Origin of the sequence: Pseudomonas sp. OF001, from assembly GCF_904426495.1 — a bacterium.
In the GTDB taxonomy this organism is placed as follows: Bacteria; Pseudomonadota; Gammaproteobacteria; order Pseudomonadales; family Pseudomonadaceae; genus Geopseudomonas.
Genome location: NZ_CAJGBM010000014.1, coordinates 31725 through 54963, shown reverse-complemented (window position 1 = coordinate 54963; position 23239 = coordinate 31725). Strand labels below are relative to the sequence as shown.

Genomic DNA, 23239 nt, shown 5'->3' with positions numbered 1-23239 from the left:
ACAAGCTCTCCGTCCTGATTGTTGTTCCTGTCAGACGCTCGAAGCGGCAAGCCCGGTCCCCGGATGCATCGATTCGACCGGGGGCGCGAAGTCCGCAGCGGCCGCTCAGCCGTTGGCGGCACAGATGGCCCGATACAGCGGCGCGTCCTGCTCCAGCCTGGTCATGGTTTCGAACTTCGCCTGACCGGCCTCATTGAGCCTGAACATCGCCTGCTCGCTGCATAGCAGCTGATAGGTGGCGCTGGTCACGGTGGACATCAGGTGCTGCTTCTCGAAGCGATACAGCACGAAACGGCCCATGCGCCCGCGACTGGTCTCCTCGATCTGCGCATTGGCGGAATCCAGCACCGTATAGGCCAGCGGCATCGGGAACAGGGCCGTCCAGGGGCGCCAGAGCATGTCGCCCTTTTCGCTCGAGACGATCACGGAACCTTCCGGCAGGCGCACCTGCTTGGCATCGAACCAGGTGTATTCATAGTGGATGGTATAGGAAAGCATCCCCAGACCCGCGAATGCCGGAATGATCCACTTCGGCAGCCGCTTGCGCGTCAGGCTGCGTAATACCAATGCGATTCCCGCACCCGCCAGGGCTGCGCAGATTGCGGCAATCAGATGCCAGATCATATATAGCCTCCTCAAAAAACATCGGGCCTCCAAATGGAAGCCCGATGTTTGCTTCAACCATGGCTCAGATTATTAATCTGGCTTCTGGTCGCATTATTGCTTAGTGGCTGAGTGCGGCACCAGCACCCTTCGGAGTACGCACGCTCTCCACCAGATCCTGGACTGCCTTCGGCGGAGCCTCGGTAGCCAGCGACACGGCGTAGGCCACGGCGAAGTTGATGATCGCACCCACCGAACCGAAGGCCTGCGGGGAGATGCCGAACAGCCAGTTGTCCGGAGTGTTGGCGAAGGTCGCGGTGCCCGGAATGAAGAACCAGCCCAGGTACATGAAGATGTAGACGATGGTGACCAGCAGGCCGACGACCATGCCTGCGATCGCGCCCTTGTCGTTCACGCGCTTGGAGAAGATACCCATCATCAGGACCGGGAACAGGGTCGCTGCCGCCAGACCGAATGCCAGTGCCACTACCTGTGCCGCGAAGCCCGGAGGATTCAGACCCAGCCAGGTGGCCAGCAGGATCGATACCGCCATGGAGATCCGTGCGGCCTTCATTTCATTCGCTTCGCTGATCTTCGGATTGATCAGGGTCTTGATCAGGTCATGACTCACGGCGGAAGAGATGGCCAGCAGCAGACCGGCAGCGGTGGACAGCGCAGCGGCGATGGCGCCCGCGGCGATCAGACCGATGACCCAGGACGGCAGGTTGGCGATTTCCGGGTTGGCCAGCACGATGATGTCGTTGTTGACGGTCAGCTCGTTGCCGTTCCAGCCGCGCTCGGTAGCGGTCGGGGTGAACTGGGCGTTGGCGTCGTTGTAGAACTGCACGCGGCCATCGCTGTTCTTGTCTTCCCACTTGATCAGACCGGTTTCTTCCCAGGTCTTCACCCACTGCGGACGCTCTTCATAGGACAGGGCCGGAGCCTCGGTACCCTGCGGATACACGGTGGTCATCAGGTTCAGGCGCGCCATGGAAGCCACGGCCGGAGCGGTGAGGTACAGCAGGGCGATGAAGATCAGGGTCCAGCCGGCGGACCAGCGGGCATCGGCCACCTTCGGCACGGTGAAGAAGCGGATGATGACGTGCGGCAGACCGGCGGTACCGATCATCAGCGACAGGGTGAACAGGATCATGTTCAGCTTGTTGCTGGCGTCGGCGGTATAGGCGGCGAAGCCCAGATCGGTGACCACGGCATCCAGCTTGGCCAGCAGCGGCATGCCGGACTCGACGTGGGTACCGATCATGCCCAGCGACGGAATCGGGTTGCCGGTCAGCTGGAAGGCGATGAACACCGCCGGGATGGTGTAGGCGATGATCAGCACCACGTACTGGGCCACCTGGGTGTAGGTGATGCCCTTCATGCCGCCGAATACCGCATAGGCGAACACCACGCCAGCGGCGATCCAGATACCGGCCGAGTTGCTCACTTCGAGGAAGCGGGAGAAGGCGATACCGGCACCGGCCATCTGGCCGATCACGTAGGTCAGGGAGATCAGCAGCAGGCTGATCACCGCCACCAGGCGCGCGCCACGGCTGTAGAAGCGGTCACCGATGAAGTCCGGTACGGTGAACTTGCCGAACTTGCGCAGGTAGGGCGCCAGCAGCATGGCCAGCAGCACGTAGCCACCGGTCCAGCCCATCAGGTAGACCGAGGTGGAGTAGCCGCCGGCAGCGATCAGACCAGCCATGGAAATGAAGGAAGCCGCGGACATCCAGTCAGCCGCCGTGGCCATGCCGTTGGTTACCGGATGCACGCCACCGCCGGCGACGTAGAACTCCTTGGTCGATCCGGCGCGAGCCCAGACCGCGATACCGAAGTAGAGAGCGAAGGACGCCCCTACGAACAGCATATTGATTACAAATTGGCTCATGCTGGCTTACTCCTCGACGCCGAATTCTTTGTCCAGCCTGTTCAGCCTCCACGCGTAGTGGAAGATGAGCGCGATGAACGTGATGATGGATCCCTGCTGAGCGAACCAGAAGCCCAGGTCCGCTCCGCCGACTGAAATACCCATCAGCACCGGGCGTAGAAGAATGCCGATACCATATGAAGCCAGAGCCCAGACCACCAGGCTCCATGTGATAAGGCGAACGTTTGCCTTCCAGTACGCAGCAGAATTGCTCTTATCGTCTGCCATTACCTTTCTCCGTATTGTTTTTATTGCAGGTGAAAGAACCACATCCTGAATCTAACAAAGGGGCTGCGACAAAAGTAATCCCCGACTTTAGTCTGAAGCCCGTCCCAGACGCCTCCCGCTCCGCCGGCTCACGGCGATGGCGAGCCCCTCGACCGGCGCGGACGGACAGGTCATGGTGCGTTGTCCGGGGCATGTGCTCGACAAGCGCAACTCCCGGCACATCCCGCCAGGCTCCCGGGCTTGCCGCAGCGGCAAACCTCCGCACCCGGGATCAGCGGCAAGGCGCGGGCGTCGCGCCGGCCCCGGCAATCCCCGGCGATGGAAACGGCAATCCCGATTTCAGGCCCGGCGGATAGGCCGAGTGTGCTGGATGCCAGGGCAGCCACAGCAATATTTGGCGACAAATCAGCGTGCCGAAAGTCCCCTGCTCCGACGGCACCCTTTCGGCTCAGGAAAGAATCTTTTCATTCACGACTGCGCACACCGGCAACCGAACGAGCGGATCGCGACAGCCGCAGGCACGACAGCGAAACCGGCATTGGACCCGATGCAAGAGCCACTCAACCGGCGCTCTGCGGCACCCACACGCCAACCTGCTAGACTGTCCGGCCTTGTTTCCACCCAGGCCCGCCCCGTGACCGACGCCTTCGCCACCCTGCCCCTGCCCGCCCCCCTGCTCGCCAGCCTGGATGCCCTCGGCTACCGGCAGATGACGCCGATCCAGGCGCACAGCCTGCCGATCATCCTCGCCGGGGGCGACCTGATCGCCCAGGCCAAGACCGGCAGCGGCAAGACCTGCGCCTTCGCCCTCGGCCTGCTGGCCCCGCTCAACCCGCGCTACTTCGGCTGCCAGGCGCTGGTGCTGTGCCCGACCCGCGAACTGGCCGACCAGGTGGCCAAGGAAATCCGCCTGCTGGCCCGCGGCCTGGACAACGTCAAGGTGCTGACCCTGTGCGGCGGCGTGCCCTTCGGCCCGCAGATCGGCTCGCTGGAGCACGGCGCGCACATCGTGGTCGGCACGCCGGGGCGGGTGCTCGAGCACCTCAACCGCGGCAGCCTCAGGCTCGACGGCCTCAACCGCCTGGTCCTCGACGAGGCCGACCGCATGCTCGACATGGGCTTCGTCGACGCCATCGCCGCGATCATCGAGCAGACCCCGGCGCGCCGGCAGACCCTGCTGTTCTCCGCCACCTATCCCGAGGGCATCGAGCAACTGGCCGCGCGCTTCCTGCGCCAGCCGCAGCGGGTCGAGGTGGAGGCGCTGCACGACGACAGCCAGATCGAACAGCGCTTCTACGAGGTCGATCCCGCCCAGCGCCTGGACGCGGTGGCGCGCCTGCTGCTGCACTTCCGCCCGGCCTCCAGCGTGGTGTTCTGCCAGACCAAGGCGCAGTGCCAGGAAGTCGCGGCCGCGCTCAACGCGCGCAAGATCTCCGCGCTGGCCCTGCACGGCGACCTGGAGCAGCGCGAGCGCGACCAGGTGCTGGCGATGTTCGCCAACCAGAGCTGCTGCGTGCTGGTAGCCACCGACGTGGCCGCACGCGGGCTGGACATCGACACCGTGGAGGCGGTGATCAACTTCGAGCTGACCCGCGACCCGCAGGTGCACATCCACCGCATCGGCCGCAGCGGCCGCGCCGGCGCCAAGGGCCTGGCGCTGTCGCTGGTGGCGCCGAGCGAGGCCAGCCGCGCCAGCGCCATCGAAGCGCTGCAGCAGACGCCGCTGAACTGGGCCAGGCTGGACAACCTCAAGCCGCTGGACGACGCGCGCCTGCTGCCACCGATGACCACCCTGTGCATCAACGGCGGGCGCAAGGACAAGCTGCGCCCCGGCGACATCCTCGGCGCCCTCACCGGCGAAGACGGCCTGCCGGGCGCACGCATCGGCAAGATCGCCCTCTACGACTACAACGCCTACGTGGCGGTGGAGCGCGAGCTGGCCCGCGAGGCGCTGCAGCGCCTGAGCGAACGCAAGGTCAAGGGCCGCCACTTCAAGGCGCGGATCCTCTGAGGCGCAGGCGCCGGCGGACGCCCGCGCCAGCCGACTGACGGCACCCCTGCCCGCGGCCGGCCGCGCCGCCAGTGGCTACAGTTGGAAGACGGCCGCGTGCCAGCCAGGCACGCGGGCGACTGTCCACGGAATTCGCGAGGCTCCCATGCCACAGGACTCCAGCCGGCACCGCGTGCAGGCAACGCGGCGGGCTGCCCGCGGCACGGTCGCGGCGCGGGTCCTGCTGCTCGCCCTGCTGACACTGTTCGCCCTGGCGGTGCGCGCCGAAGAGGCCAGGCCGCTGCTGCGCCTCGACGGCCACGAGCGGGCCCTCGACCTGTACCCCTACCTCGCCCTGTACCGCACGACCGACGATGTCCGGCCGGGCGACCCGGCGCCGCCGCTGCAGGCGCACTTCCAGCCGCTGCTCCGGCGCAGCGAGCTCAACCTCGGCTACACCGCGGACCGCGTCTGGCTGCGCCTGGAGCTGCAGTCGCAGGCCGCGCAGCCCGCCGAGTGGCGCATCGCCTTCAGCTATCCGGCGCTCGATCGCATCGAGCTGTTCAGCCTGGGCGCGGACGGCCTGCAGCGGCAGAGCGCCGGCGACAGCCTGCCGCGCACGCAACGCAGCCTCGACCATCGCGCGCCGCTGTTCGCCGTGCACCTGGCGCCCGGCGAGCGGCGCACCCTGTACTTCCTGGCGCACAGTTCGGGCAGCCTGTCCCTCGATGCCCGCCTGTGGACGGCGGCAGCCTTCCTGCACGACAACCAGAACGCCAGCCTGCTGCTGGCCCTGTACTTCGGCACCCTGCTGGGTCTGGCCGGCTACAACCTGCTGCTGTTCCTCGCCCTGCGCGAGCGCAGCTTCCTGCTCTACGTGCTGTTCGCCGCCAGCGGCGGCCTGGCCATGCTCGCCCTCACCGGCCTCGGCGCCCAGTACCTGTGGCCGCAGGGCGGCGCCTGGGGCACTCGCGCCCTGCCCTGCTTCCTCGGCCTGGCCAACCTCGGCGCCATCCTGTTCAGCCGCAGCTTCCTCGACAGCGCACGTCATGTGCCACGCTGGCATCGCCTGCTGAACATCGCCCTCGCCGTGCAGCTGCCGATCACCCTCGCCACCCTGCTGCTCGCCGCCCCGCTGATGCTGCAGGTGCTGGCCCACGCCAGCCTGGCCAACATCGTCCTGCTGCTCGGCTGCGGCCTGGCCTGTGCGCGCCGCCAGGTGCCGGCGGCGCGGGTGTTCGTCGCCGCCGGGCTGATGCTGCTGGGCGGTTCGCTGCTGCTGGCGCTGCGCAACTTCGGCGTGGCGGCGTCCAACGCCTTCACCGTCAACGCCCTGCTGCTCGGCTCGGCGCTGGAGCTGCTGCTGCTGTCCTTCGGCCTCGCGCAGCGCCTCAGCGTGCTGCGCCAGCGCCAGGCCGCCGTCACCCTCGACGCCCAGCAGCAGGACCTGCGCGCCCTGCAGGAGCAGGAGCGGATCCTCGAGCAGCGGGTGGCCGAGCGCACCGAGGCGCTGGCCGCCGCCAACGAACGCCTGCGCGAGCTGGCGCTGCAGGACCCGCTCACCGGCCTGGCCAACCGCACGGCCATGCGCCAGCACCTCGAGCAGGCCTGGCAGCGCGCGCGCCGGCGCCGCGAGATGCTCGCGCTGATCCTCCTCGACCTCGACGGCTTCAAGCCGGTCAACGACTGCCACGGCCACGAGACCGGCGACCGGCTGCTGGTCCAGGTCGCTCACCGCCTGCAGGCCAGCGCGCGCAGCAGCGACCTGGTGGCGCGCCTGGGCGGCGACGAGTTCGTGCTGGTCTGCGAGGGCATCGGCAGCGAACTGCAGGCCGAGCAACTGGCCGGGCGCATCCTCGAGGAACTGGCCCGGCCCTTCCGCCTCGACGGCGTGGAGATCCGCATCGGCGCCAGCATCGGCATCAGCTTCGGCCTCGGCTGCCAGTGCTGCGAGGACCTGCTGCGCGAGGCCGACCAGGCCATGTACCGGGCCAAGGCCGCCGGACGCAACTGCATGCACCTAGGGCGCCGGCTGGCCGAGGGCGAGACGCTGGACGAGCCGGCGGCGCCCGACGAGCTGTGAACGCCCCCCGGCCGGGCCGGAGCTGCACCGCGACGGGCGGCTGTGTTTAGAATGCTCGCCAAGCGGTCGCCGGCCCGGCCGGTTCCGCGCCCGCCCCTTGCCTGCAGGACGCTCCATGCCCGCCACCTCGCTCCGCCACTCCCTGCGCCGCCTGTGGGCGCTGGACAAGTTCAGCTACAGCCTGCGGGTGTTCGTCGCCCTCACCGGCAGCATGGCGCTGTGCTGGACCCTCGGGCGCATGGAGCTGCTCATCCCGCTGTTCCTCGGCATCGTCGCCAGTGCCCTGGCCGAGACCGACGACAGCTGGCGCGGCCGCCTGCGCGCGCTGCTGGTGACCCTGGCGTGCTTCGCCACGGCGGCCTTCGCCGTCGAGCTGCTGTTCCCCTATCCCTGGCTGTTCGTCGCCGCCCTGGCGCTGTCGACCTTCGCCCTGACCATGCTCGGCGCGGTCGGCGAGCGCTACGGCACCATCGCCTCGGCCACCCTGATCCTGTCCATCTACACCATGATCGGCGTCGACCAGCGCGGCGGCGAGGTCGCCGACCTGTGGCGCGAGCCGCTGCTGCTGGTGGCCGGCGCCGCCTGGTACGGCGCGCTCTCGGTGCTCTGGCAGGCGCTGTTCAGCCAGCAGCCGGTGCAGCAGGCGTTGGCCCGGGTGTTCCGCGAGCTAGACCAGTACCTGCGCCTGAAGGCGGCGCTGTTCGAGCCGGTGCGCGAGCTGGACGTCGAGCGCCGGCGCCTGGAACTGGCGCAGCAGAACGGCCGCCTGGTGGCGGCGCTCAACGCGGCCAAGGAGATCATCCTGCACCGCGTCGGCAAGGGCCGCGCCAACCCGCAGGTCAGCCGCTACCTGAAGCTGTACTTCCTCGCCCAGGACATCCACGAACGCGCCAGCTCTTCGCACTACCCCTATACCGCGCTGGCCGAGGCGTTCTTCCACAGCGACGTGCTGTTCCGCTGCCGCCTGCTGCTGCGCCAGCAGGGCAAGGCCTGCCGGGCGCTGGCCCGCGCCATCGAGCTGCGCCAGCCGTTCGAGTACCAGCGCGCCAGCGCCCAGGCCCGCGACGACCTCGAGGCCTCGCTGGCCTACCTGCAGGCGCAGGACAACCCGCAGTGGCGCGAGCTGCTGCGCGCCCTGCGCGCGCTGGCCGACAACCTCGGCACCCTCGAGCGCCTGCTCGGCGCGGCGAGCGACCCGGATACCCTGGCCGAGGAGCAGGACAGCACCCTGCACGACCGCGACCCGCACAGCCTCGCCGAGGTCTGGCAGCGCCTGCGCCTGCAGCTCACCCCCACCGCCCTGCTGTTCCGCCACGCCCTGCGCCTGGCCGCGGCGCTGGCCGCCGGCTACGGCGTGCTGCACGCCATCCATCCGACCCAGGGCTACTGGATCCTGCTGACCACCGTGTTCGTCTGCCAGCCGAGCTACGGCGCCACGCGCACCAAGCTGGTCCAGCGCATCGGCGGCACCATGCTGGGCCTGCTGGCCGGCTGGGCGCTGTTCGACCTGTTCCCCGGCGCGCTGGTGCAGTCGCTGATCGCGGTGGCCGCCGGAGTGGTGTTCTTCGCCACCCGCGCCAGCCGCTACACCCTGGCCACCGCGGCGATCACCCTGATGGTGCTGTTCTGCTTCAACCAGGTCGGCGACGGCTACGGGCTGATCTGGCCGCGGCTGGTCGACACCCTGCTCGGCAGCCTGATCGCCGGCCTCGCGGTGTTCCTGATCCTCCCCGACTGGCAGGGCCGCCGCCTGCCAAGCGTGATGGCCAGCACCCTGCACAGCCATGCCAGCTACCTGCGGCAGATCCTCCAGCAGTACGCCGGCGGCAAGCGCGACGACCTCGCCTACCGCCTGGCCCGGCGCAACGCGCACAACGCCGACGCCGCGCTGGCCGCCTGCCTGGCCAGCATGCGCCTGGAGCCGGGCCACTTCCGCCGCGAGGCGGACGTGGGCTTTCGTGGCCTGGCGCTGTCGCACACCCTGCTCGGCTACCTGTCGGCACTCGGCGCGCATCGCCCCGGCGAGCCCCTCGAACTGCGCGGCAGCCTGGTCGAACAGGCTGCCGCCCTCCTGGCCGACAGCCTCGAGAGCATCGCCCGCGGGTTGCAGGCGCGCCAGCCGCCCGAGCCCGCAACGCGCGACGAGGAGGCGCTGGCCCGCGAGCTGGAGCAGCTGCCGGAGGACGGCGACGAACGCCAGCGCCTGCTGCGTACCGAGCTGGCGCTGATCTGCCGCCAACTCCAGCCGCTGCGAGACCTGGCGGCGCGCCTGCTGCGCCCGGGCGAGGACGCACGACCCGCGGCGGCCTGAAGGGCGACCCGGGAGAATTCCGCGCTGGCGTCCTACACTCAGGACTCACCCACCCGAGGAGAGCCGTCCATGGCCCGTAAAAACCCCTCCATGGATCCGCTGCTGGCCGACTTCCAGGCGCTGGTTCAGGACACCGAGAAACTGCTGCAGCAGTCGGCCAGCCTGGCCGGCGAACAGGCCGAAGGGCTGCGCGCGCAGCTGCAGGCCAGCCTGGGCCGCGCGCGCCGCAGCCTGCAGGCCAACGAGGAGTCGCTGGAGCAGTGCTGCAAGGCCGGCGTCGAGGCGACCGAGCACTACGTGCAGGCACACCCCCTGCAGTCGCTGGGCCTGTGCGCCGGCCTTGGCTTTCTCCTCGGTCTGCTGGTAGCGCGGCGCTGAGCCCATGAGCGCGGGCACGCAGGACGCCCCCGCCACCGACGCCGGCAGCTCGGCCCTGCGCGGCGCAGGAGCCGCCGCCCTCGGCCTGCTGCATGGCCACCTCGAGCTGCTGGGCATCGAACTGCAGGAGCAGAAGGCCGCCGGCCTGCACCAGCTGCTGTGCGCCGGCCTGGCCCTGGTGTTCGGCCTGCTCCTGCTGTTCGCCCTCAGCGTGCTGGTCCTGCTGCTGTGCTGGGACAGCCACCGCCTGCAGGCGATCGTCGCCCTGTGCCTGTTTCACGGCGCGGGCTGCCTGCTGGCGCTCTGGCGCCTGCGCACCGCCCTGCACCGCCAGCCCCCGCCCTTCAGCGCCAGCCTCGAAGAGCTGGCGCGCGACCGCGAGCAACTGCTGCCATGACCCCGCCGCAGCCGCCCGGACACGCCTCGCCGCAGCAGATGCGCAAGGCGCTGGTGCGCATGCGTCTGGAGCTGCACCGCCAGGAGCTGCGCTACGAAAGCCTGCGCCTGACCCAGCCGCTGCAGCAGATGCGCGCCTGGCCGGAGCGGCTGGACCTGCCGCATGCGCCGCTGTGGGGGCTGGCCGGCGCCTCCCTGCTCGGCTTTCTCGGCGGCACCGGCGGCAGGCGCGTGGGCCGCTGGCTGCGCGAGGTCCGCCCCTACCTGCCGCTGCTGGTCGCCGCCCTGCGCCTGTTCGGCACGTCCCGCCCGCGCCACGCGCCGGCGCCGGAGCAGGCCCCGCCGGCGCCCTGAGGCCCCCGCCCGCTGGTCCTGCCCGCCCAGCCGCCCTAGACTGAATTCCACACGCGCCCGCGGGCGCGCCCCAGACGCCACGACCGGAGAGTCCGCGATGACCACCAGCAGTGAAACCGCCTTCGACCCCCGCGTGTTCCGCCGCGCGCTGGGCAACTTCGCCACCGGCGTCACCATAGTCACCGCGCGCAGCCCGAGCGGCGAGCAGGTCGGCGTCACCGCCAACAGCTTCAACTCGGTATCGCTCGACCCGCCGCTGATTCTCTGGAGCATCGACAAGCGCTCCGCCAGCCACGCGGTGTTCGAGGCCGCCAGCCACTTCACGGTGAACATCCTCGCCGCCGACCAGATCGAGCTGTCCAACCACTTCGCCCGCCCGCAGGAGGACAAGTTCGCCGGGATCAGCTACGAGGCGGGCCTCGGCGGCGCGCCGCTGCTGCCCGACTGCGCGGCCCGCTTCCAGTGCGAGTGCCACCAGCAGGTGGACGGCGGCGACCACTGGATCCTGATCGGCAAGGTGGTGGCCTTCGACGACTTCGGCCGCTCGCCGCTGCTCTACCACCAGGGCGCCTACTCGATGGTCCTGCCCCACCCGCGCGCGCCGCGCAGGAGCGACCCGAACGCCGCGCCGGCGCCGGCGATGCACGGCCGGCTGATGGGCAGCAACCTGTTCTACCTGATGATCCAGGCGGTCAACGCCTACCAGGCCAGCTACGCGCCCAAGCAGCTGTCCACCGGCCTGAGCACCAGCGAGGCACGCATGCTGATGGTGCTGGAGGACAGTGCCCAGCTCGACCTGGTCGCCCTGCAGCGCGAGGTGGCGATGCCGACCCGCGAGATCAAGGAGGCGCTGGCCAACCTGCGGCAGAAGGGCCTGGTGAGCGAGAGCGCGGCCGGCCACGCGCTGACCGAGGCCGGCCGCACGCAGACCGAGGCGCTGTGGGAGATTTCCCGCCGCCAGCAGGAGGCGGTGTTCGCCGGAGTCAGCGCCGAGGACCTCGAGGCCTTCAAGAAGGTGCTGAAGGTGGTGATGGCCGCGCAGTAAGCGCGGCCTGTCTCAGCCCAGCTCGCGCCAGGTCAGGTACAGGCGCAGGTCGAACTCCAGCTGCTGGTAGCCCGGCAGCATGTGCTCGCAGAGCTGGTAGAACGCCTTGTTGTGGTCGAACTCGCGCAGGTGCGCCAGCTCGTGGACCACGATCATGTCGAGGAACTCGGGCGCCGCGTCGCGGAACAGCGCGGCCACGCGGATCTCCTTCTTCGCCTTGAGCTTGCCGCCCTGCACCCGCGAGACCGCGGTGTGCAGGCCGAGGGCGTTGCGCACCACGTCGAGCTTGCTGTCGTAGAGCACCTTGTCGATCCCCGGCGCGTTGCGCAGGAAGCGCTGCTTGCGCTCCATCACGTAGGCGTACAGCGCCTTGTCGCTCTGCACCGCATGGCGCTCGGGGTAGCGCTTGGCCAGGTAGTCGCCGAGGCGCTCTTCGGCGATCAGCCGGCGCACCTGCTCCTGCAGGTGGGGCGGGTAGGCGGCGAGGTATTTGAGCGGGGTCATCGGGCGGCTCTGGACGGAAGAACAGTCGGCATTCTACCCGCTGCCCGGCCCCGTTGCGCTCAGCCCGCCGCCTCGCCAGCCGCGCCGGGCGACAGCCGCCGCGCCAGGAAGTACTGGCCGGCGCCCAGGGAGAACAGGTTGGCCAGGGTCATGAACAGGCCGGCGCGATTGAGCCCCCCGCTGCCGACGATGTCCTGCAGACAGAACAGCAGCAGGACGCCACTGCCGGCCGTCTGGAACCAGCGCCAGCGCCGAAAGGCCTGCCGGCGCCGGCCGAGGACCAGGGCGAAGCTCAGCAGCGGCGCGAGAAAAATCGCCAGCACCAGCAGGTCGGAGAACTCCGCCTGCAACGTGCCGTTGAGCAGCAGAATGAGCAGCGCCAGCAGCATGAAGCCGGCATACAGTCCATTGAGCAGCCGATAGGTGGCGAAACCGGGTGGCTCGCCGGACATGCGGAGGGGAGCGGGATCCCGCGAGCGCGGCGGGGCGTAGGGATTGAACTCATCCATGAGTACGGATCTGGTGGCGGAGGTGCCCCCGACTATAGCGCCGGACGCGGCGCTGGCGCAGCCACGGCAGGCCGCCGGCAACCCGCCCGGAACTTGCGCGACCGCGCGTTTCCTGCGAAAACGCCGCACCCTGCCGGCCACGACCGGCGCAGCCAGCGAGAGACGAGCGATGAGCGAGCAACTGCAGATCGAGGACATCCGGCCGGGCGACGGCAAGGCCGTGGTCAAGGGCGCCCTGATCACCACCCAGTACACCGGCTGGCTGGAAGACGGCACCGAGTTCGACTCCTCCTACGCCAAGGGCCGCCCGTTCCAGTGCGTGATCGGCACCGGCCGGGTGATCAAGGGCTGGGACCAGGGGCTGATGGGCATGCAGGTCGGCGGCAAGCGCAGGCTGTTCGTGCCGGCGCACCTGGCCTACGGCGAGCGGCAGATCGGCGCGCACATCAAGCCCAACTCCAACCTGATCTTCGAGATCGAGCTGCTGGAAGTGCTGACCCGCGACGAGTGAGAGGAGTGTCGGCGGATGGCCAATGCACCGGACCATCCGCCGCACAGCCCGGGCGACTCAGGCAGTCCGGGATTTCTTGCCATCCACCCAGCGGTAGCGGATGGGATCGTCAGCCAGCAGGAACGCCCGGAGCTGCTCCCTCTGCTCCTTGCTGGCACGCAGAAAGATACTGCGCAGCTCGCTGTCGATGCTTTGCTGGCTGACGCCGCGCTCCTCGGCCTTGGCATACCACTCCTGTCCTTTGGCAAAGTTGCCAGACTCCATGTGCAGCGCACCGAGCAGGGTGCAAGGGTGGAAATTCCGCGGCTGCAGCACATGCGCCTGCTCACCTAGCTGCATTGCCTCGCGTCTCCGCCCCAGATCACGCAGGACGCCGCCACGAGTGGTCAGCAGGGCGGACTTCAGCTTGGGCTGCTTCAGGCGAGCGTCCGGAACGCTGTCGAGCAGCTCGAGAGCTGCATGCTGCCCATCGCACTTGCGGTAGTGACCGCTGGCATTCACCGCACTCCACGGATCCTGGGTACGGCGGTATTCACCTGCGCAAAACTCCGCCTCCAGCCGATGGTAGGCCTGCCGTAGCTTCTCACTGAAAAAGTCCTTGGCCTCGGTAGTCAACCAAGCGAAATCGACTTGCCCCATGCGGTTGCCGGCATCGATGTGCTGGAGGATACCCATCATCCGCTGCTGCAGGGGCTGCTCGATTTCAGCCACGCCATACTTTCTGCGCAGGATATAGGCCGGATCGTTCTCACGGGCAATCCTGGCGGCCTCGGCTTCCTGTCGCTGGCGTCTGTACACTTCGCGCTGCGCAAGCTGAGCAGCCTCGGCTTCCTCGCGCTCGCGCCTGTATGCTTCGAGTCTGGCAAGCCGCTCAGTTTCCTTGGCTGTAATGCGCATCTGGAAGGCCGAAGGATTGGCAATGTAACGCTCATAGGTGGTCTGCCCTATGGCGAGCTGATACAGCCCGTGAAACCCCTTGGCCTCGAGATAGTTGAGATAGGCGATGGCCACTGGCTGCCCTCGGTAGAGCACCTCCAGGATATTGGCCAGAGGCCTCTGCAGCGCATTCGGCACATGCTGCATGTGGAAGTGCCGGGCGATTTCTTCTGGGCCAGGCATCTCCCCGCACTCGCTCAGGCGTGCCTTGCAGAGTGCCGCAGCAGCCGCGCGATTGTGTTGGCACTGCTCGGCGAAACGGGCGGCGAATTCAGCCTGCTCTGCATCGCGCTCACGCTTGCGCCGCTCATCCTCTGCCCGGTGATCTATAGGGGGTGCCACTGTTTTCTTGCGCGGCATTGTCTGCTCTGCACGTGCCTCTCTCACTTGCACGTGCCTGCGCCGATACTCTGCGAATGCCTCAGCTCGCCGGGCCAGATCCTCTGCTGCCCTGATCTGGCTTTCCCGCTCACGGGCTACTAAGCCCGGATCCAAGGCGGCGATATAAGCCTCATAGGTAATCACCCCACTGGCCAGCTGGTGTAGGGCTGTAAGGTTCCACTGCAGCAACTGGCTCTTGGCCATGTTCGTGAGCGGACGCCCGTAATACAGAGTACTGAGGATATTGTTCAGGCGGCTGCCAGGGCTGGCTGCATCAGGAACGTGGCTGGCGCAGAAATGGCAGGCGATATCGTGACTGGTGGGGCTAAGCATAATGGTTGCCGGCTACCTGCCTCACTGTCGCAGTGGCTTGACAGGCACTTCCGTGTATCTCCGGTAACTTGATTGATTAAGACTGACCGTGCTCGATTACTCAGTCGAACTCTGACTCAGCCGCCCAGACAGCACAAGGCCCGCACGCGGCGGGCCTTGTGGGACTAGCTGAAGCGAACGCGCCGGATCAGTTGACCTTGGCGGCCAGCTCGCCCTTGGCGTAGCGCTGGAACATGCCTTCCAGGGAGATCGGCTTGATCTTCGAGGCATTGCCGGCGGTGCCGAAGGCTTCGTAGCGGGCGATGCAGATGTCGCGCATGGCTTCGATGGTCTTGGCGAAGAACTTGCGCGGGTCGAACTCGCTCGGCTGCTCGGCCATCATGCGGCGCATGGCGCCGGTGGAGGCCAGGCGCAGGTCGGTGTCGATGTTGACCTTGCGCACGCCGTGCTTGATGCCCTCGACGATCTCCTCGACCGGCACGCCGTAGGTTTCCTTGATGTCGCCGCCGTACTGGTTGATGATCGCCAGCCACTCCTGCGGCACCGAGCTGGAGCCGTGCATCACCAGGTGGGTGTTGGGGATGCGCTTGTGGATTTCCTTGATGCGCTCGATGGCCAGCACGTCGCCGGTCGGCGGCTTGGTGAACTTGTAGGCGCCGTGGCTGGTGCCGATGGCGATGGCCAGGGCGTCGACCTGGGTGGCCTTGACGAAGGCCGCCGCTTCTTCCGGATCGGTGAGCATCTGGCTGTGGTCGAGGGTGCCCTCGGCGCCGACGCCGTCTTCCTCACCGGCCTGGCCGGTTTCCAGGCTGCCCAGGCAGCCCAGCTCGCCTTCCACCGACACGCCGCAGGCGTGGGCCATGGCCACGGTCTGCTGGGTCACGCGCACGTTGTAGTCGTAGTCGGCCGGGGTCTTGCCGTCGGCCATCAGCGAGCCGTCCATCATCACCGAGCTGAAGCCCAGCTGGATCGAGCGCTGGCAGACGTCCGGGCTGGTGCCGTGGTCCTGGTGCATGCACACCGGAATGTGCGGGAATTCCTCGATGGCGGCGAGGATCAGGTGGCGCAGGAAGGGCGCGCCGGCGTACTTGCGGGCGCCGGCGGAAGCCTGGACGATCACCGGGGAGTCGGTCTTGTCGGCCGCTTCCATGATGGCGCGCATCTGCTCGAGGTTGTTGACGTTGAAGGCCGGCACGCCGTAGCCGTATTCGGCGGCGTGGTCCAGCAGCTGGCGCATGCTGATAAGTGCCATCTGTGTAGCTCCCAGTAAGGGTCGTTTGATCGGTGCCCAGCCTGCCGCAGGGGCAGGTCGGGCGCAATATGCTGGCGGACGATCGTTGCCACGCTCCCGCGTGGCAATGCATCCCCGGACGCTCCGGCGTCCATGCACCGGGACGCCGAGCGTCCCGGGCGCAGCTCCCACGCCGGAGCGTGGGAGCCATCAGGCATCAGGCCTTGGCGCGCTCTTCCAGCACCGCCACGGCCGGCAGGACCTTGCCCTCGACGAACTCGAGGAAGGCGCCGCCGCCGGTGGAGATGTAGGAGATGCGCTCGGCCACGCCGTACTTGTCGATGGCCGCCAGGGTGTCGCCGCCGCCGGCGATGGAGAACGCCGGGCTCTCGGCGATGGCCTGGGCCAGCACCTTGGTGCCGTTGCCGAACTGGTCGAACTCGAACACGCCGACCGGGCCGTTCCACAGGATGGTCTGCGAGGCCTTGAGCATCTCGCCGAACATGGCGGCGGTCTGCGGGCCGATGTCGAGGATCATGTCGTCGTCGGCCACGTCGCCGATCAGTTTGACCGTCGCTTCGGCGGTTTCGGCGAACTCCTTGGCGACCACCACGTCGACCGGCAGCGGCACGGCGACCTTGGCGGCGATGGCCTTGGCGGTATCCAGCAGGTCGGCCTCGTGCAGCGACTTGCCGACCTTGTAGCCGGCGGCGGCGAGGAAGGTATTGGCGATGCCGCCGCCGACGATCAACTGGTCGCAGATCTCGGCCAGCGAGTTGAGCACGTCGAGCTTGGTGGAGACCTTGGAGCCGGCGACGATGGCGACCATCGGCCGGGCCGGCTTGTCGAGGGCCTTGCCCAGGGCGTCCAGCTCGGCGGCCAGCAGCGGGCCGGCGGCGGCGACCTTGGCGAACTTGGCGACGCCGTGGGTCGAGCCCTCGGCGCGGTGGGCGGTGCCGAAGGCGTCCATGACGAACACGTCGCACAGCGCGGCGTACTGCTGCGCCAGCTCGTCGCTGTTCTTCTTCTCGCCCTTGTTGAAGCGCACGTTCTCGAACAGCACGACCTGGCCCGGCTGCACGTCGACGCCGCCCAGGTAGTCGCTGACCAGCGGCACTTCGCGGCCGAGGGCCTTGGACAGGTAGTCGGCGACCGGCTGCAGGCTGTTCTCGGCGGAGAACTCGCCCTCGGTCGGACGACCCAGGTGCGAGCAGACCATGACCGCCGCGCCCTTCTCCAGCGCCAGCTTGATGGTCGGCAGGGAGGCGACGATGCGCGCGTCGCTCTTGACCACGCCGTCCTTCACCGGAACGTTGAGGTCTTCGCGGATCAGCACGCGCTTGCCGGCGAGATCCAGGTCGGTCATCTTCAAAACAGTCATGGGCTCAGTCCTTTACATGGGCTGTGGGCGATGGGCGACGCGCAGGAAGTGTTCCGCCACGTCGAGCATGCGGTTGGCAAAGCCCCACTCGTTGTCGAACCAGGCCAGCAGGTTGACCAGCCGCGGGCCGGAAACCAGGGTCTGGCTGCCATCGACGATGGCCGAGTGGGGATCGTGGTTGAAGTCGCAGCTGGCGTGGGGCAGCTCGGTGTAGGCCACCAGGCCCTGCAGCGGGCCGCTTTCGGCGGCCTCGCGCAGCACGCGGTTGATCTCGGCCACGCTGGTGTCGCGGCGGGTCTGCAGGGTGATGTCCAGGCAGGACACGTTGACCGTCGGCACGCGGATCGCCTTGGCCTTGACCCGCCCGGTGAGCTCGGGGAGCAGGCGCTCGATGCCGCGGGCCAGGCCGGTCGACACCGGGATCACCGACTGGAACGCCGAGCGGGTGCGGCGCAGGTCCTCGTGGTGGTAGGCGTCGATCACCGGCTGGTCGTTCATCGCCGAGTGGATGGTGGTGATGGTCACGTAGTCGAGACCGACCGCCTCGTCGAGCAGCTTGAGCAGCGGCACGCTGCAGTTGGTGGTGCAGGAGGCGTTGGACAGCAGCCGCTCGGCGCCGCTCAGGCTGGCCTGGTTGACGCCGTAGACGATGGTGGCGTCGACGTCCTGCTCGCTGGCCATCGGCTGCGAGAACAGCACCCGCGGCGCCCCGGCAGCGAGGAAGCGTTCGCCGTCGGCGCGGCTGTGGTAGACGCCCGAGCACTCCAGCACCAGGTCGACGCCCAGTGCGGCCCAGTCGATGCCCTCCGGCGTCGCCTGGCGCAGCACCTTCACGCAGTCGCCGTTGAGGTGCAGGCAGTCGCCGGCGACCTTCACCTCGCCGGGGAAGCGGCCGTGGGTGGAGTCGAAGCGGGTCAGGTACTCGATGCTGGCCTGGTCGGCCAGATCGTTGAGGGCGACGATTTCCAGGCCGGCATCCGCGCCGCGCTCGTAGAGGGCGCGCAGCACGCAGCGGCCGATGCGGCCGTAGCCGTTGAGGGCGACTTTGTAGGGACGGTTGGGCATGGGATCTCGCAGTGTCTGTCGCTCGGCTCGGGGGAGCACCTCGTAGGGTGCGCCATGCGCACCACAGACGAACCGGCGGTGCGCACGGCGCACCCTACCCGAGGATCGGTGGATGGCCGCAGCCATCCACCCTGACGGCATCAGTCTTCCAGCAGCTCTTCGGCGGTGGCCAGCACGTTGTCGAGGGTGAAGCCGAACTCCTCGAACAGCTGCCCGGCCGGCGCGGATTCGCCGAAGGTGGTCATGCCGATGATGCGGCCTTCCAGGCCGACGTACTTGTACCAGAAGTCGGCATGCGCGGCCTCGATGGCGATGCGCGCCGACACTTCCAGCGGCAGCACGGCCTGCTTCCAGGCGGCGTCCTGCTGGTCGAACACGTTGGTCGACGGCATCGACACCACGCGCACCTGGCGGCCCTGGGCGGTCAGCGCCTCGAAGGCCTGCACGGCCAGGCCGACTTCCGAGCCGGTGGCGATCAGGATCAGTTCCGGCTCGCCGGCGCAGTCCTTCAGGACATAACCACCACGGGCGATATCGGCGATCTGCTGCTCGCTGCGCGCCTGGTGCGGCAGGTTCTGGCGACTGAACACCAGCGCCGACGGACCGTCGTTGCGCTCGATGGCGTACTTCCAGGCCACCGCCGATTCCACGGCGTCGGCCGGGCGCCAGCAGTCGAGGTTCGGGGTGCCGCGCAGGCTGGCCAGTTGCTCGATCGGCTGGTGGGTCGGACCGTCCTCGCCCAGACCGATGGAGTCGTGGGTGAACACGTAGAGCACGCGCTGCTTCATCAGCGCCGACATGCGCACGGCGTTGCGCGCGTATTCCATGAAGATCAGGAAGGTGGCGCCGTAGGGGATGAAGCCGCCGTGCAGGGCGACGCCGTTCATGATCGCGCTCATGCCGAACTCGCGCACGCCGTAGTGCACGTAGTTGCCGCCGGCGTCGTCATGGGCCAGGCCCTTGCAGCCCTTCCACAGGGTCAGGTTGGAGCCGGCCAGGTCCGCCGAGCCGCCGAGGAACTCGGGCAGCAGCGGGCCGAAGGCGTTGAGGGTGTTCTGGCTGGCCTTGCGGCTGGCGATGGTCTCGCCCTTGGCGGCGACTTCCGCCACGTAGGCGGCGGCCTTCTCGGCGAAGTCGGCGGGCAGCTCGCCGGCCAGGCGGCGCTGGAACTCGGCGGCCAGTTCCGGGAACTCGGCGGCGTAGGCGGCGAAGCGCTCGTTCCAGGCGGCCTCGCGGGCAGCGCCGGCCTCTTTCGCGTCCCACTCGGCCTGGATGTCGGCGGGGATTTCGAACGGGCCATGGTTCCAGCCGAGCTGGGCACGGGTGGCGGCGATCTCGGCATCGCCCAGCGGCGCGCCGTGGCACTCTTCCTTGCCGCCCTTGTTCGGCGAGCCGAAGCCGATCACGGTCTTGCAGCAGATCAGGGTCGGACGCTCGGTCTCGGCGCGGGCGGTCTCGATGGCCATCTTGATCTCGTCGGCGTCGTGGCCGTCGACGTTGCGGATCACCTGCCAGCCGTAGGCCTCGAAGCGCGCCGGAGTGTCGTCGGTGAACCAGCCCTCGACCTCGCCGTCGATGGAGATGCCGTTGTCGTCGTAGAAGGCGACCAGCTTGCCCAGGCCCAGGGTGCCGGCCAGCGAGCAGACTTCGTGGCTGATGCCTTCCATCATGCAGCCGTCGCCGAGGAACACGTAGGTGTGGTGGTCGACGATGTCGTGGCCCGGACGGTTGAACTGCGCGCCCAGCACCTTCTCGGCGATGGCGAAGCCGACGGCGTTGGCGATGCCCTGGCCGAGCGGGCCGGTGGTGGTCTCCACGCCCGGGGTGTAGCCGTATTCCGGGTGGCCCGGGGTGCGGCTGTGCAGCTGGCGGAAGTTCTTCAGGTCGTCGATCGACAGGTCGTAGCCGGTCAGGTGCAGCAGCGAGTAGATCAGCATCGAGCCGTGGCCGTTGGACAGCACGAAGCGGTCGCGGTCGGCCCACTGCGGGTTCTGCGGGTTGTGCTTGAGGAAGTCGCGCCACAGCACTTCGGCGATGTCCGCCATGCCCATGGGTGCGCCGGGATGGCCGCTGTTGGCTTTCTGCACGGCATCCATGCTGAGGGCACGAATGGCATTGGCTCGGTCACGACGGCTGGGCATCGCTGGTCTCCTGCAGGGGGGCTTGACGAAAAAAGGCCGCCATTTTCGCCCACAGGCGGGGGAACGGGCAATCACAGATGGTCGATCCGCGCGAATCGGCCCACCGTCCGCAGCGTGACCGAGCGCCAATATCAAAACTTTTTGATACAGGCATTGCGCCACCGCGACGCGCCGACTAGACTTCGCCCCCTTATGAGTACGCAGCCCGCCTTCCGCCACGCCCCGAGCGAGCAACTGGCCGCCCTGTGCAAGGCCGCCGGCGACCCGCTGCGCCTGAGCGTGCTGCGCGCGCTGGCCAGCGACTCGTTCGGCGTGCTGGAGCTGGCGCGGATCTTCGCCATGCGCCAGTCGGGGATCAGCCATCACCTCAAGGTGCTGGCCCAGGCCGGCCTGGTGGCCACCCGCCGCGAGGGCACCGCGATCTTCTACCGCCGCGCCCTGGCGCACGGCGGCGAGACCGGCAGCGCGCTGCACGCGGCGCTGCTCGAGGAAGTGGACGAACTGCAGCTGCCGGACGCGGTGCAGGCGCGCATCGCCGAGGTGCAGGCGCAGCGCGCCGCCGCGGCGCACGACTTCTTCGCCCGCACGGTGGAGAAGTTCCGCGCCCAGCAGGACCTGATCGCCGGCCTGCCGCAGTACCGCGACAGCCTGCTGGCCCTGCTCGACGCCCTGCACTTCCCGCCCAGCGCCACGGCGCTGGAGGTCGGTCCCGGCGACGGCGCCTTCCTGCCCGAGCTGGCGCGGCGCTTCGCCGCCGTCACCGCGCTGGACAGCAGCCCGGCGATGCTCGAGCTGGCCCGCCAGCGCTGCCAGGCCGAGGGACTGGCCAACGTCGAGCTGAAGCTGGCCGACGCGCTGCATGATGAACAGGCGCCGGCCGACTGCGTGGTGCTGAACATGGTGCTGCACCACTTCGCCGAGCCGGCCATGGCGATGCGCCAGCTGGCGCGGCTGGTCAGGCCGGGCGGCAGCCTGCTGCTGACCGAGCTGTGCAGCCATGCCCAGGGCTGGGCGCGCGAGGCGTGCGGCGATCTGTGGCTGGGCTTCGACCAGGACGAACTGGCGCGCTGGGCCGCGGAGGCGGGGCTGGAGAGCGGCGAGAGCCTCTATCTGGGCCTGCGCAACGGCTTCCAGATCCAGGTACGGCACTTCGCCCGCCCGGATCAGAATTGAACACTGCTGTATGACACGGCCGCGAGGCCGACTCACCCACCGGTAATAACAGGAACCGATAGATGAGCGAATATTCCCTTTTCACCTCCGAGTCCGTGTCCGAAGGCCATCCGGACAAGATCGCTGACCAGATCTCCGATGCGGTGCTCGACGCCATCATCGCCGAGGACAAGCACGCCCGCGTGGCCTGCGAGACCCTGGTGAAGACCGGCGTGGCCATCGTCGCCGGCGAGATCACCACCAGCGCCTGGATCGACCTCGAGCAGCTGGTGCGCGACGTGATCGTCGACATCGGCTACAACAGCTCCGACGTCGGCTACGACGGCGCCACCTGCGGCATCGTCAACATCATCGGCAAGCAGTCCCCGGACATCAACCAGGGCGTCGACCGCGCCAAGCCGGAAGACCAGGGCGCCGGCGACCAGGGCCTGATGTTCGGCTACGCCAGCAACGAGACCGACGTGCTGATGCCGGCGCCGATCTGCTTCTCCCACCGTCTGGTCGAGCGCCAGGCCGAGGCGCGCAAGAGCGGCCTGCTGCCGTGGCTGCGCCCGGACGCCAAGTCGCAGGTCACCTGCCGCTACGAGAACGGCAAGGTGGTCGGCATCGACGCGGTGGTGCTGTCCACCCAGCACAGCCCGGAGATCAGCCAGGCCGACCTGCAGGAAGCGGTGATGGAGCTGATCATCAAGCACACCCTGCCGGCCGAGCTGCTGCACAAGGACACCCAGTTCCACATCAACCCGACCGGTCAGTTCATCATCGGCGGCCCGGTGGGCGACTGCGGCCTGACCGGCCGCAAGATCATCGTCGACTCCTACGGCGGCATGGCCCGCCACGGTGGCGGCGCCTTCTCCGGCAAGGATCCGTCCAAGGTCGACCGTTCGGCCGCCTACGCCGGCCGCTACGTGGCCAAGAACATCGTCGCCGCCGGCCTGGCCGAGCGCTGCGAGATCCAGGTGTCCTACGCCATCGGCGTGGCCCAGCCGACCTCCATCTCGATCAACACCTTCGGCACCAACAAGGTCAGCGAAGACACCATCATCAAGCTGGTCCGCGAGGTCTTCGACCTGCGTCCGTACGCGATCACCAAGATGCTCGACCTGCTGCACCCGATGTACCGTCCGACCGCGGCCTACGGCCACTTCGGCCGCACCCCGGTGGAGATGACCGTCGGCGACGACACCTTCACCGCCTTCACCTGGGAGAAGACCGACAAGGCCGAGGCGCTGCGCGCCGCTGCCGGTCTGTAATTCCTCCGCAGCACGAAAAAGCCCCGCCAGCTTGCGCTGGCGGGGCTTTTTTCATCAGGGCGTGTCGCCACCATGAGGCCCGCGGATCCGTTCCCGGCGCCTGGCGATCTCGACCTCGTGGTCGGCGCCTTCCTCGGCATTGCCCGCTTCGGGCAGATGGCCGGGAGCGACCATCCAGATTTCCAGCTGCTGGGCATCCACCTCGCTGACGCCGTGCACCGCACGGGCCAGCTCGATGGCCTGCTCGCATTGCCGGTGGGTTTCGACCCGACCGCTCAGGGTCACCACCCCGGCATGGGTCCTGACGTGGATGTGCTGACCACGGGTCGGCTTGGCCATTTCCAGGGCGGACTTCACCCTGGCGGTGAGCCAGAGGTCGTGAACCGCCATCCCCAGGTCGTGCGAGTACTGATTGAAGGAATGCATTTTCATGGCGAGTACCTCCGCAGGTACGTTCAGCCCCGCCCGGCAGCAACGGCAGCAGACTCGCCTCGCCGCCCTGC

Annotated in this window: 21 protein-coding genes; 10 read left to right on the top strand and 11 right to left on the bottom strand. The window is 68.4% G+C overall.

The genetic code is table 11. The features are described 5' to 3' along the window. Positions 1-105 precede the first annotated feature (105 nt). The 3 genes from RA210_RS10765 to RA210_RS10755 all read right to left on the bottom strand — a co-directional run bounded on the left by RA210_RS10765 (position 106) and on the right by RA210_RS10755 (position 2761). The gene (locus tag RA210_RS10765; protein WP_136489381.1) at positions 106-624 is read right to left on the bottom strand and encodes a hypothetical protein; all 519 of its coding nucleotides are present in this window, start codon (positions 622-624) and stop codon (positions 106-108) included. 100 nt (positions 625-724) lie between these two features. Further along, positions 725-2494 carry a sodium:solute symporter family protein gene (locus tag RA210_RS10760; protein ID WP_201486435.1) on the bottom strand — a complete coding sequence of 590 codons (1770 nt, stop codon included), beginning with the start codon at positions 2492-2494 and terminating at the stop codon, positions 725-727. 6 nt (positions 2495-2500) lie between these two features. Continuing rightward, a complete protein-coding gene (locus RA210_RS10755; protein WP_201486434.1) occupies positions 2501-2761 on the bottom strand; it encodes a DUF4212 domain-containing protein in 261 nt (86 codons plus the stop codon). 547 nt (positions 2762-3308) lie between these two features. On the opposite strand from RA210_RS10755, the gene dbpA reads away from it, so the two are divergent. The 7 genes from dbpA (at position 3309) to RA210_RS10720 (ending at position 11318) form a co-directional block, all read left to right on the top strand. Beyond that, positions 3309-4772 (top strand): ATP-dependent RNA helicase DbpA, encoded by a 1464-nt coding sequence (dbpA, locus tag RA210_RS10750; protein WP_201486433.1) that lies wholly within the window; start codon positions 3309-3311, stop codon positions 4770-4772. Between the two features lie 145 nt (positions 4773-4917). Then, positions 4918-6834 carry a diguanylate cyclase gene (locus tag RA210_RS10745; RefSeq protein WP_201486432.1) on the top strand — a complete coding sequence of 639 codons (1917 nt, stop codon included), beginning with the start codon at positions 4918-4920 and terminating at the stop codon, positions 6832-6834. Between the two features lie 115 nt (positions 6835-6949). Further along, complete coding sequence (yccS, locus tag RA210_RS10740; RefSeq protein WP_201486431.1) at positions 6950-9145, top strand: YccS family putative transporter; 2196 nt, start codon at positions 6950-6952, stop codon at positions 9143-9145. Positions 9146-9214: 69 nt separating this feature from the next. Next, positions 9215-9523, top strand: coding sequence for a DUF883 family protein (locus RA210_RS10735; protein ID WP_201486430.1), 309 nt, complete (start codon positions 9215-9217; stop codon positions 9521-9523). Between the two features lie 4 nt (positions 9524-9527). After that, entirely contained in the window at positions 9528-9920 is a 393-nt protein-coding gene (locus tag RA210_RS10730) for a phage holin family protein (protein WP_201486429.1), read from the top strand. Then, positions 9917-10273, top strand: a complete 357-nt coding sequence (locus RA210_RS10725; protein ID WP_201486428.1) for a hypothetical protein — start codon at positions 9917-9919, stop codon at positions 10271-10273. Before RA210_RS10730 ends, RA210_RS10725 begins: the two co-directional genes overlap by 4 nt. 97 nt (positions 10274-10370) lie before the next feature. Continuing rightward, on the top strand, positions 10371-11318 hold the full coding sequence (locus RA210_RS10720) for a p-hydroxyphenylacetate 3-hydroxylase reductase component (protein WP_201486427.1): 948 nt from the start codon (positions 10371-10373) through the stop codon (positions 11316-11318). 12 nt (positions 11319-11330) lie between these two features. On the opposite strand, the gene RA210_RS10715 is transcribed toward RA210_RS10720, so the two are convergent. After that, positions 11331-11822, bottom strand: coding sequence for a M48 metallopeptidase family protein (locus RA210_RS10715; RefSeq protein ID WP_201486426.1), 492 nt, complete (start codon positions 11820-11822; stop codon positions 11331-11333). A gap of 59 nt (positions 11823-11881) precedes the next feature. Beyond that, positions 11882-12331 carry a hypothetical protein gene (locus tag RA210_RS10710; RefSeq protein WP_201486425.1) on the bottom strand — a complete coding sequence of 150 codons (450 nt, stop codon included), beginning with the start codon at positions 12329-12331 and terminating at the stop codon, positions 11882-11884. Between the two features lie 169 nt (positions 12332-12500). Here RA210_RS10710 and RA210_RS10705 point away from each other — a divergent pair, with 169 nt between their 5' ends. Continuing rightward, on the top strand, positions 12501-12842 hold the full coding sequence (locus RA210_RS10705) for an FKBP-type peptidyl-prolyl cis-trans isomerase (protein WP_201486424.1): 342 nt from the start codon (positions 12501-12503) through the stop codon (positions 12840-12842). A gap of 57 nt (positions 12843-12899) precedes the next feature. Here RA210_RS10705 and RA210_RS10700 read toward each other — a convergent pair whose 3' ends face one another. The 5 genes from RA210_RS10700 to tkt all read right to left on the bottom strand — a co-directional run bounded on the left by RA210_RS10700 (position 12900) and on the right by tkt (position 20310). Further along, positions 12900-14492, bottom strand: a complete 1593-nt coding sequence (locus tag RA210_RS10700; protein ID WP_201486423.1) for a hypothetical protein — start codon at positions 14490-14492, stop codon at positions 12900-12902. A gap of 187 nt (positions 14493-14679) precedes the next feature. Continuing rightward, on the bottom strand, positions 14680-15744 hold the full coding sequence (fba, locus tag RA210_RS10695; protein WP_136489394.1) for a class II fructose-bisphosphate aldolase: 1065 nt from the start codon (positions 15742-15744) through the stop codon (positions 14680-14682). Positions 15745-15940: 196 nt separating this feature from the next. After that, complete coding sequence (locus tag RA210_RS10690) at positions 15941-17104, bottom strand: phosphoglycerate kinase (protein ID WP_136489395.1); 1164 nt, start codon at positions 17102-17104, stop codon at positions 15941-15943. A 12-nt stretch (positions 17105-17116) separates the two neighbouring features. Then, positions 17117-18169, bottom strand: a complete 1053-nt coding sequence (gene epd, locus RA210_RS10685; protein WP_136489396.1) for an erythrose-4-phosphate dehydrogenase — start codon at positions 18167-18169, stop codon at positions 17117-17119. Positions 18170-18309: 140 nt separating this feature from the next. Further along, positions 18310-20310: a transketolase gene (gene tkt, locus RA210_RS10680; protein WP_136489397.1), complete on the bottom strand. Its 2001-nt coding sequence runs from the start codon at positions 20308-20310 to the stop codon at positions 18310-18312. A gap of 192 nt (positions 20311-20502) precedes the next feature. On the opposite strand from tkt, the gene RA210_RS10675 reads away from it, so the two are divergent. Together RA210_RS10675 and metK are read left to right on the top strand one after the other, a co-directional pair. Then, positions 20503-21483 (top strand): ArsR/SmtB family transcription factor, encoded by a 981-nt coding sequence (locus RA210_RS10675; protein ID WP_201486422.1) that lies wholly within the window; start codon positions 20503-20505, stop codon positions 21481-21483. 62 nt (positions 21484-21545) lie between these two features. Next, on the top strand, positions 21546-22736 hold the full coding sequence (gene metK / locus RA210_RS10670; RefSeq protein WP_201486421.1) for a methionine adenosyltransferase: 1191 nt from the start codon (positions 21546-21548) through the stop codon (positions 22734-22736). 54 nt (positions 22737-22790) lie between these two features. On the opposite strand, the gene RA210_RS10665 is transcribed toward metK, so the two are convergent. Continuing rightward, on the bottom strand, positions 22791-23168 hold the full coding sequence (locus tag RA210_RS10665) for a BON domain-containing protein (RefSeq protein ID WP_201486420.1): 378 nt from the start codon (positions 23166-23168) through the stop codon (positions 22791-22793). Positions 23169-23239 lie beyond the last annotated feature (71 nt).